7 protein-coding genes are annotated in these 10,829 nt (G+C 55.2%); 3 read left to right on the forward strand and 4 right to left on the reverse strand.

Annotation, left to right across the window (positions count from 1 at the left end):
- The first annotated feature begins 295 nt into the window (after positions 1–295).
- Together ACR0M3_RS19700 and ACR0M3_RS19705 are read left to right on the forward strand one after the other, a co-directional pair.
- Positions 296–1,399: a M24 family metallopeptidase gene (locus ACR0M3_RS19700; RefSeq protein ID WP_480912357.1), complete on the forward strand. Its 1,104-nt coding sequence runs from the start codon at positions 296–298 to the stop codon at positions 1,397–1,399.
- A 277-nt stretch (positions 1,400–1,676) separates the two neighbouring features.
- The gene (locus tag ACR0M3_RS19705) at positions 1,677–3,656 is read left to right on the forward strand and encodes a bifunctional 2',3'-cyclic-nucleotide 2'-phosphodiesterase/3'-nucleotidase (protein WP_480901155.1); all 1,980 of its coding nucleotides are present in this window, start codon (positions 1,677–1,679) and stop codon (positions 3,654–3,656) included.
- Positions 3,657–4,366: 710 nt separating this feature from the next.
- Here the strand turns inward: ACR0M3_RS19705 and pbfA are convergent.
- The 4 genes from pbfA to ACR0M3_RS19725 form a co-directional block, all read right to left on the reverse strand.
- Positions 4,367–5,719, reverse strand: a complete 1,353-nt coding sequence (gene pbfA, locus ACR0M3_RS19710) for a (R)-1-hydroxy-2-aminoethylphosphonate ammonia-lyase (protein ID WP_480912359.1) — start codon at positions 5,717–5,719, stop codon at positions 4,367–4,369.
- 106 nt (positions 5,720–5,825) lie between these two features.
- A complete protein-coding gene (gene phnY, locus ACR0M3_RS19715; RefSeq protein WP_480912362.1) occupies positions 5,826–7,289 on the reverse strand; it encodes a phosphonoacetaldehyde dehydrogenase in 1,464 nt (487 codons plus the stop codon).
- Between the two features lie 3 nt (positions 7,290–7,292).
- Positions 7,293–8,537 carry a phosphonoacetate hydrolase gene (gene phnA / locus ACR0M3_RS19720; RefSeq protein ID WP_267365552.1) on the reverse strand — a complete coding sequence of 415 codons (1,245 nt, stop codon included), beginning with the start codon at positions 8,535–8,537 and terminating at the stop codon, positions 7,293–7,295.
- A gap of 18 nt (positions 8,538–8,555) precedes the next feature.
- Positions 8,556–9,743 carry a 2-aminoethylphosphonate--pyruvate transaminase gene (locus ACR0M3_RS19725; RefSeq protein WP_480484612.1) on the reverse strand — a complete coding sequence of 396 codons (1,188 nt, stop codon included), beginning with the start codon at positions 9,741–9,743 and terminating at the stop codon, positions 8,556–8,558.
- A gap of 120 nt (positions 9,744–9,863) precedes the next feature.
- On the opposite strand from ACR0M3_RS19725, the gene ACR0M3_RS19730 reads away from it, so the two are divergent.
- The gene (locus ACR0M3_RS19730; RefSeq protein WP_480484611.1) at positions 9,864–10,754 is read left to right on the forward strand and encodes a LysR substrate-binding domain-containing protein; all 891 of its coding nucleotides are present in this window, start codon (positions 9,864–9,866) and stop codon (positions 10,752–10,754) included.
- The last annotated feature ends 75 nt before the right edge of the window (positions 10,755–10,829 follow it).

Below are 10,829 nucleotides of genomic sequence, written 5' to 3' on the forward strand. Positions count from 1 at the left end.
GCCCGCCGGCACCTGAAACCATCATCCCGATGGATCACAGGCCGATGATGCACTAACAATCAACTTGGACCAGTCAGATGAGGCTGCTCAGGTGGCTGACAAAAGTGACGACTGCAATCTGAAACACGAACCGAACTATTGGCCGGGCTGTATACTGCTGTGCGGCGAAACGATTGGCAACGTTTCCAACTGTCAGAATACCAAACCAATGACGGTTCGCGTGTGGCGTAAGAAAAATAAGATTTGCCGAGATCGCCGAAGCGGGTGGTTTTGGTCACAATAAGGGTTGGTAAGGATGCCAGATTTATCAGAATATCGCCGGTTGGCCCGTGAAATCTCTGTCGATGCCGTGGCATTGGTGCCGGGTCCGAATTTCGACCGAGCCATGGGCAAGTCTTTCATGACTAACGAACGCCCCATCGTGGTTGTGATCCCCGCATCAGGAGAACCCGCTGCCATTGTTCCAAATCTGGAACTTGGCTCGTGGGATCAATTAAGGTTCGAAGGAGCGGTATTCGATTGGCGGGATGAGGCGGGTTACAAAGGGGCTTTCACCGCTTTGGCGAACCACCTGAGCATCGCGTCCCTTGCAGTTGAAGGACAGGTCATGCGTGTTTTTGTCTCTGACGCGCTGACCGAAGCTATGCCTGGGTTACAAATAACTGATGCGGAACACCAAATCTCGAACCTGCGACTGATCAAGTCCAGCAAGGATGTGGCCTCCATGCAAGCTGCGATCACCATCTCGGAACGTGCGCTTGAGCGGGTTATCGGAAAGGTACACGCAGGTCAGACCGAGAAACAGATCGAACAGGATTTGATCCAGGCAATGTTTGCCGAAGGTGCCGATTCACTGGCCTTTACACCGATTGTGGTCGCTGCCGACAACTCGGCCCGACCACATGGGAAAGCGCGTATGGATTATCGGATTCAAACCGGCGATGCGCTGCTCTTTGACTTTGGCGCGCGCAAGGATGGATTTGTCGCGGATATCACGCGAACCTTTTTCGTTGGCGAAGTCTCAGATGAGGGCAAGGCCGTCTACGAAACTGTATTGCGAGCAAATCAGATGGGTCTGAACGTGTGTCGCCCCGGTGTGACGGCCCATGATATCGATGATGCAGTCATCGGCGTTCTTGAAGCGTCCCCTTTCGCCAATCGCATCCGCACCAAGACAGGCCACGGATTGGGTCGGGATGTGCACGAGGCTCCATATATCATGCGCGGAAACAACCAGGTAATGCGCGCAGGCATGGTCTGGACCAACGAACCGGGTCTGTATGACCTGGGCAATTTCGGTGTCCGTATTGAAGATGACGTCTTGGTCACAGAAGACGGGTGCCAATCACTGACCAGTTTCCCGAAAGAGCTTATTGTCCTGGGGGCGGGACGTCGATAACCGGGCTGTCCCATCCACACGGTTGGCGGTCAGTGGATGGCTGCCAACATGATGCGGGTTGGATATGTCGCAAAGCACTGATTGTGAGGCATTGTCTTGGCAATCGCAGGGCACGGGTTCCCCTTCTGCCATGTCTTATCAAGTACAGGAAGTTGGGCTATTGTACCTGGCATTGCGCCTACACATGACGCGTCTAAAGCGCTGGCAACCTGTTTCATATGGATGTTGCGAATTTCAGGCAAAAAGACGCGTTGACCACAAAACTGAAAGGTGACCCATGTCTTTCTCAAGCCGTTCTTCAATTTCACGACGCCGCTTCCTTGCCACGACAACCGCTGGTGCGGCGGCAATTACCCTGCACCCGTTTTCGGTGGCGGCGGCCAATAATCAGGCGCATCTGCGCATCATGGAAACCACCGATATCCATGTCCATGTGTTTCCTTATGATTACTATGCGGACAAACCCCGCGACACGGTGGGCCTGTCCCGCACAGCGTCGATCATCAACGAAATCCGATCTGAGGCGACAAACTCGCTCTTGGTGGACAACGGCGATTTTCTGCAAGGTAACCCGATGGGCGACTACATCGCTTACGAGCGCGGCATGAAGGACGGCGACAGCCATCCCATCATCACGGCCTTCAATACGGTCGGGTATGATGCCGCGACGCTGGGCAATCACGAGTTCAACTACGGTCTGGATTTCCTGAACAAGGCTTTGGCCGGTGCCGAGTTCCCTGTTGTTCTGGCCAACGTCGCCAAGGAAAAAGGTGCAAACCCGCGTGACGACAAGACCCTTGTTCAGGCCTATGCCATCCTCGACCGTGAAATCGAGATGGGCGACGGCACCAAACATCCGATCAGGATCGGTGTCATCGGTTTTACCCCGCCACAAATCGTGAACTGGGACCGCAGGCACCTGGAGGGCAATGTTCAGGCCCGCGATATCGTCGAGACGGCTCAGGCCTATGTACCCGAGATGAAGGAACAGGGATGTGACCTGATCATCGCCCTGTCGCATTCGGGGATCGGGGGGGCCGATCATGAGGACGGCATGGAAAACGCATCGGTGGTTCTGGCAGGGGTCGACGGGATCGACGCGCTGGTCACCGGCCACAATCACCTGGTTTTCCCGTCACCGACATTTGCTGACCGCCCCGGGATCGACGTGGAAAAAGGCACGCTGATGGGCAAACCTGCCGTCATGGGCGGTTTCTGGGGGTCGCATCTTGGCCTGCTGGACCTGCTTTTGGAACGGGACGGCAATGAATGGCGCGTCGTTACCACAACCTCCGAGGCGCGCCCGATATCCAAACGTAACGAAGATCGATCAATCACCGCTCTGGTCGAAGATGATCAGAAGGTTCTGGAATCGGTTGCGAAAGCTCATGACGAAACGCTGGCCTATGTTCGACGCGCGGTCGGCAAGACCTCGGCCCCACTGCACAGCTATTTTGCGTTGGTCGCGGATGATCCGTCTGTGCAGATCGTCTCGATCGCGCAGAAATGGTATGTCGAAGACATGCTGAAAGGCACCGAGCATGAAGGGCTGCCGATCCTGTCTGCGGCAGCACCGTTCAAGGCTGGTGGCCGCGGCGGTCCGGAGTATTACACCGATGTCCCGGTCGGGGACGTTGCCATCAAGAACGTGGCCGATCTGTACCTCTACCCGAATACCGTCCGTGCGGTTCGCGTGAACGGGGCGCAGGTGCGTGGCTGGCTGGAACGCTCGGCCGGTATGTTCAATCAGGTTGAAGCTGGGTCCAAGGATGCGATCCTTCTGAACCCCGAGTTCCCGTCGTACAATTTCGACGTGATGGACGGTGTGACCTATCAGATCGACCTGTCGCAACCGTCGCGCTTTGGACCAAAGGGCGAAGAGGTGAACCCCGACGCAGCACGGATCGTGAACCTTGCCTTCAATGGCGCGCCTGTTACGGATGACATGGAGTTCATCATTGCCACCAACAATTACCGTGCATCCGGTGGTGGCGCGTTCCCGGGCGCAATGGGCGACACGATCGTGTTCGAAGCACCGGACACCAACCGCGACGTCATTGTTCGCTACATTGTCGAACAGGGCACAATCGATCCCAAAGCGGATGCCAACTGGTCGTTTTCACCGTTGGAGGACACCACGGTGTTGTTCGAGACGGGTCCAAAAGCCCGCGACTATATGGGCGACGTCAAAGGTGTGGCAATCGAGGACGCCGGGGAAGGCGCCGACGGTTTCGCAGCCTTCCGCATTAAGCTCTGATCCGAAAGAAATGTCGCAACGATAACCTGCCCCGCCACCTTGGTAACTCGGTGGCGGGTTTGCGCTGAACACCCGTACAGCTCGAAGGCATCTGCCCCTGCAGAGTCAGATGCCACATTTTCAATTCGCGTTCCCGACAAGCGTCGTGGCGGCAGGTCATAGAACTTAGCGAACCGTTGGATCACCAACAGAGCTTCTGCGCTCCCAGTTCTGTCAAAGAAGCTGAATGGATGAAGGCAGGGGCAAGTTGGTGAAATTTGTATTCAAAGATCTCGCGGCAAAGGGAGATTGAATACCCTATGGCAGGTAAAAAGTAGTCGCCTGCTGAACGGCATCTTGTTTCTCAGTTTTTTGCAAAGGCGACGGGCTGCGATCTGTAAAGCACAGCAACAAAAGGTCTTTCAGCTTCTGAACTACATTCGATACCATGAAAGACTCCGCTCTGTTGATTTTGAGTTCCTGTAATCCCGTCAGTTTGTTCAGTCTCATTTGTACCAGAGGCCGAATTGAAGATTTTGCCTTTCCCGTTACTTTCGTCAGCGTTTTAAGCCTGAGTGCAGTTGGATATTACAACGCCATCGGCCAATTCCAAATTCTATTGTACGCCGTGCGCCATCGGACTCGTTGTCTTACGTCGCACTTTGGGGTCTTCATCGCTGTCTCGGCTAGCCTCTTTTTACTTACTGCCGAGTTTTGACTGATCCGACGTGTCAACTCTCGGCCTTGATAGCAGCGATCACAATGTCGATTGCGTGGTCCAGATCCGATTGTGAGATGGTCAGCGGCGGCGACAATGTCAGAACGCATCCCTGACTGATCTTATAGCTCAAACCGGCCTCCAGACAGGCGTAGTAAATCCGTTCGGCACGCGCATTGCCCGGTATCTTTTCAACGCGATCATCAACGATTTCGACCCCGAACATCAAACCCCTTCCCCGGATGTCTCCGACGGTGGGTACGTTCTGAAGTTCGTCCATCAGACGACCAATTGCGTGCTCACCCAGCGTGGCCGACCGATGAACCAACCCCTCATCTTCGATGATCTGAAGTGTTGTCAAAGCGGCCCGCGCGGTGACCGGGTTCTTTTCGTGTGTGTAATGACCGATGGCAAAATCTCCGCAGACGTCCAATTGTTTGCGGGCAACACAAGCGGCAATGGGCAGGATACCACCGCCAAGCGCTTTTCCAAGCGTCACAATGTCGGGAATGATCTCGTCATGTTCAAAGGCGAACATCCTGCCGGTTTTGCCAAGGCCGGTCGGGATTTCATCCATGATCAAAAGCGCGCCGTGACGATTGCACGCCTCTCGCACGGATTTCCAAAACCCCGGCGGTGGTACATTGGGCACCGCGCGCATCGGTTCGGCTATGACTGCGGCCACATCTCCTTCACGCTCCAGAACATATTCGACCATTTTCGCGCAGGCCAACCCGCAGGTTTCCGGTCCCGCGTGATTGTATGGGCAACGGTAGCAGGCGAAGGGCGCGACATGTTCAGTGCCCGACAAGAGGGGGCCCGCGATATGACTGCGGAACGTCGCCTCGCCACCGACGCTTGCGGCGCCAAAGCCCGCGCCATGGAAGGCATCCCAGAAGCTGATTGTTTTGAACCGACCGGTCGCGGCACGCGCGATTTTGAGGGCAACCTCGTTGGCGTCAGAGCCGCCAGTGGTAAAGAGCATCTTCCCCAGATCGCCAGGCACGATATCTGCCAGTTTTTCTGCCAAATCCACTGCCGGGTCATTGGTAAAGCGGCGGGGTGCAAAAGGAAGATCATCAAGTTGCGCTTTGATGGCGGCTATCAGACGCGGGTGCCCATAGCCTATGTGATGCACCGAGTTGCCATGGAAATCCATGTACCGGCGACCCTCCATATCCTCGATCCAGATCCCCTCGGCCTTTGCAATAGTGCTGACGCAGGGTGATGACAGAGATTGATGCAGAAACACATCCGCATCGCGTTTGAGCAGAGGTGCCGACTTCGGTCCCATGGACTTTCGCAACCATGCCTTGCGCGCTTCGGATGTGTTTGATTCCCCTTCCGTGTGGACAATCTGTGGCATGTCCGCTCCTCATTTCTGTCATCAAAAGATGCGGGCCCCAAAAGGCCCGCCAGTATCAGGGAGGATATGAGGCGCCCTTCCCGTCTGTGGGGAAAGGGCGCAAGGTTTAGTTGGGCCAGGGCAGCGAATAGGTTTTGACGTTGGTGAAAAACTTCATCGCCTCGATAACACCCTCCTTCACGCCGTTTCCGCTGTCCTTGATGCCGCCAAAGGGTGACATTTCAATGCGGTAACCCGGCTGTTCCCAGATGTTGCAGGTGCCGACATTCAACCCGTTGATAAAGGCGATGGCCCTGTTCAGGTCATTGGTGCAGACCCCAGAAGACAGGCCGAACTCGGTCGAATTCGAGATCGCCATCACCTCTTCGTCGTTGTCTGGTACGCGCACGATCGGCACGATAGGACCGAAAGTTTCTTCCATCACCAGCTCGCTGTCATGGGGAACCTTGTCGACAACGATAGGCGGCAGCAATGCGCCCTGACGGCCCGGGTGATACAAGATTTCTGCACCCTCTTTCTCAGCCTGCAGAACGCGGTTCTCGAATATCTCCGCGGCTTTGTCGTGGATCACACACCCCAGCTCGGTTTCGGGGTCTTGCGGATCGCCGAATTTGATCTTCTTGGCCTTCTCCAGAACCAGCGGCACAAACTTGTCGGCCACACTTTCCTGCACGAGGATGCGCTTGACTGCCGTACACCGCTGACCGGAGTTTCCGGTCGCACCCGCCACTGCAATTGTTGCGGCTTTGTCCAAATCCGCATCGCTGAGGTCATTCAGAACGATCAGAGGATCGTTACCCCCAAGTTCCAGCGCCTGCCGCTTGTAGACGCCTTTCTCAGCGATCAACTTGCCCACCGGCACACCCCCGGTGAAGGTGATGATGTCGATATGTTCATTGGTGATCATCTCATCGCCAATGTCAGCCGGCCAGCCGGTCACCACTTGGAACATCTCATGCGGCAGGCCTGCTTCATAAAGTATGTCGGCCAATGTCAGCGCAGTCAGCGGCGTCAGTTCGGTAGGTTTGCAAACCATGCAATTATTAGTCGCAATCGATGGCGCGATTTTGTGGCTAACCATATTCAATGGGTGATTGAACGGAGTGATCGCACTGATTGCTTTCACCGGCTCTCGGGTGGTGAAAATCTTGCGGGCTTTGCCATTGTGGGTCAGATCGCAGGAAAAGATCTCGCCATCGTCCTTTAGCGCCTCAGCCGCCGCAAACTGATAAACATCCTGTGCGCGTTTGGTTTCGTAGATCGCATGCTGGTGGCAGATGCCCAGCTCCAACGTCAGCCATTTTGCAAGGTAATCGCGTTTCTCGCCGATCAGCTCGCCTGCGCGCTGCAATATCTGGCTGCGCTCGTACCGGGTCAGTTTAGGTTTGTAATTCGCCGCGATTTCGAATGCCCTGTGTGCGTGTTCTGCGGTGCCAGCGGGAACATGGCCCACGACCTCGTTGGTGTACGGGTAAAGAACAGGAATGGTTTCATCGGTAAAGACGATTTCGCCACCGATCCGCATTCCTTCGTTACGTACTTCGATTTTCGACATGGTCTGGTCTTTCATGGCTTACTGTGCCGCCGCTGTAGTTGCGTAGAAAAAGGCATCAAAATTGCGCAGCACGGGTTGGTTTGGCAGGTCGATGACACGATTCACGATGAAGGGAACTTCTTGTTCCGTCAAACCACCATGGCTGCGCAGGGGCTCTTTGAGCGCTGCCAGATCGTGGCGATGCTCGGACGTTCCGATGCAGATGTTTTCGCCAGAAACCATTACAATGTCGCCAATCCGGTCACCGGGCAATTCGAACCGTTCAATGGCCTGAGCCTTGGTCAGCACATGGGTGATCCCGTCGGTCGCCTTGAGTTTGGCAATGATGTCGCTCTGATCCGCGCCATCCGGCAGATATGCGGTCGCGAACGAACCCAGTGCACCATGATGCACGACATAGGGGTCAGTGATCGGAAGGATGACTCGTGCCGCATCCTTGCCCAGCCATTCGTCCATCAGGTCCTGCACATAAACGACCGAAGGGGATCCATCGGCCAGGTGCTTAGGCTTCATGCCATGATCAGCCGTCACCACGATGGCGGCCCCCAATGCGTCCAACTCGCCCAGATAGCGGTCGAACATGGCGTAGAAATCAAGTGCGCCCTTTTGATCGGGTGCAAACTTGTGCTGGATATAGTCGGTAGTCGACAAATACATGACGTCGGGCTTGAACTCTTTCAGCAGCTTGACGCCAGCAGCAAAAACGAATTCCGACAGCTCGGCCGAGTATACCTCGGGCACGTCCATACCCAACCATTTGCTGGCATTGTCGATGCCATGTTCCTCAAGCGTCGTTTCGCCCGAACGCTCAGAAGAGAATGCAACCGCCCTGCCCTCGTCAAACTTCAACCCGGCACCAAGCAGCGCGCGAAGCTTGTCCTTGGCGGTTACCATCGCCACCCGGAAACCTGCATCATAGAACTGCGAGAAGATGGTCGGCGCGCGCAGGAAGCGGACATCGTTCATCATAACCTCTTCACCGGTGTCGGGATCGATAAGGTAGTTGCCGCAGATTCCATGCACGATCGGCGGACGCCCGGTGGCAATCGAAAGATTGTTGGGGTTGGTGAACGACGGAATAACAGAATGCGCCAGACGGTCTGTACCTTCCTCCCGCATCCGTTTGAGGTTGGGCATCAGCCCTTTCGCAATCGCCACGTCGAGGTATTCAGGTTCACATCCATCAAGGCAGATGGCAATTGCGGGCACTTTGGGCGTCGGGTAGACGCGCTCATTTGCTTCGACAGGGGTTTGAATGGTCATCTGTGTTTTCCTTGATTTTTATGCGGCCAACTTGGCGCGTTCTTCCAGTGCCCGGAGAGGAGGCGCAGCGCTTGTCACGCCCATTTCTTCCAGAGATTCTTTTGCAGCGATCACAACTTTACGCATGACATCTTCGTCCATCTGGCCGATGCAACCGACGCGGAAACTGTCGACGACAGTCAGTTTGCCCGGGTAGATAATGAACCCTTTTTCCTTCATCCGGTTGTAGAACTGATCGAAAACGAAATTCTCATCAGCCGGGCAGAAGAAGGTGACGATGATCGGGCTCAACCAACGATTATCCAGCAGCGTCTCGAAACCCAGTTCCCGCATGCCCGCGACCATGACGTCCCGGTTGCGGGTATAGCGGGCGCCGCGACCTGCAACACCGCCTTCGGCAGTGTGCGCCCGAAGTGCCTCGATGAAGGCCGCAACCACATGCGTCGGTGGGGTAAACCGCCACTGTCCCGTTTTGTTCATATGCGCCCACTGCGCATACACATCCAGAGACAGCGAATGACTGTTGCCTTTTGCGGCTTCCAGCTCGGTCTTGCGCGCCACGATGAACCCGAAACCCGGAACGCCCTCGATGCATTTGTTCGCCGAAGACACCATGGCCTCGTAACGGATTTCAGTGGGTTTGAGCTCAATCGCTCCAAAGGCGGACATCGAGTCAATCAAGAGCTTGCGCCCGGCGGCATATGTGACCTCCGAAATCTCTTCGACCGGGTTCAGGATGCCCGAGCTGGTTTCGCAGTGAATGGCGACGACATGCGTGATGTCCGGGTCATCCGCGAGAATGCGCGCAACCTCATCACCCCTCGGCGGCAGGTAATCGCCTTTGTCCAACACAACATGATCACGACCCAGGTACTGCAACGTTTGTGCTGAACGCTGCCCATAAGCACCATTTGCCAATACCAACGCCTTTCCGTCTCGCGGAATAAAGGATGCCAGCATCGCCTCGACGGAAAACGATCCGCTGCCTTGCATCGGTACGCAATCGAACGCGTCGGCACCCTCGCCAAGCAGGTTCAGCAGGCTAGACCGCACCTCGCGCGTCATGGCGCGGAAATCATCGTCCCAGCTACCCCAGTCACGTAACATTGCCTCTTTGACCGCGTAGGACGTTGTCAAAGGACCGGGCGTCAAAAGGTAGGGTTCACCAAGGCGCGGTTGCTCTAATTTTGGTTTGGATGGCGTCATTACCAGGCTCCAGAACAGCGTTTTCAGGAACACAATTGCAGCAACGCCTGCTATATGTGAAATTGCAATTATCAATCTAATCATAAGCGCAGCCTATGAACGCATCTACAGGGAACCGCCATGCGACACAGCCAGTTGAAAGCCTTTCATTACGTGGCCAAACATGGGGGTTTTTCCCGTGCGGCAGAGGCTTTGTATCTGACCCAGCCAGCGATTTCCGAGCAGGTCCGAAAACTGGAACAGGATCACGACCTGCTGCTGTTCCAGCGTGAACGAAAACGCGTGAACCTGACGCCCGAAGGCGAACAGCTTTACAGATTCACAAAACAATATTTCGAGATCGAAGATCAGATTGAGGATTACCTCTCTGAAACCAAAGCCGCGATCGATGGTGAATTAAGGATTATTGCCGATTCAGCGCATCACATGACATCTTTTCTAGGTTCGTTCCAAAAGAAATACCCGAAAATCACGATCACTGTGCGATCCGGCAACACCGAAGAAATCCTGGAAGAGCTTCGGTCTTACAATGCGGAAATCGGCGTTGTTGGCAGCCTGTCTCCTGGCAAGGACATGGACGTATTGAATTTGGGGTCCACTGAAATTGTGGCCTTTGCTGCCCGGGGCGTGCTGTTGGCATCCAAACCCACCCTGACCCTGGAGGAGCTTGCCGAGTTGCCCCTGATTTTCAGAGAGCACGGGTCAAAAACACGCGAGAAACTGGAAGAAGCCGCCGAGAAACAAGGTATCAGGTTAAACCCGGCGATTGTTGCTGAAGGCCGAGAGGCCGTTCGCGAACTTGTTGCCTCGGGTGCAGGTATCGGTTTTGTTTCTCAGGCGGAATATGGGCACGATGATCGATTGCGGCAAATCAAATTGAAGGGCGTGAATCTGCAAATGGGTGAGAGCATGATTTCCCTTTCCCAGCGTCGTGACGTCAAGATCATACGTGCGTTTATGGATTTTGCGGAGCGGGTGCATAAGGAGAAGGAAACCCCCGCAGATATGTGATCTGCGGGGGTATTGAGTTTTTTGTGTGGATTACCTGCTGCGCCAGGCCTGTGTGCGGGCCAGGATGCCTTTTGA

The sequence above is a fragment of the Ruegeria sp. O5 genome (assembly GCF_056535105.1).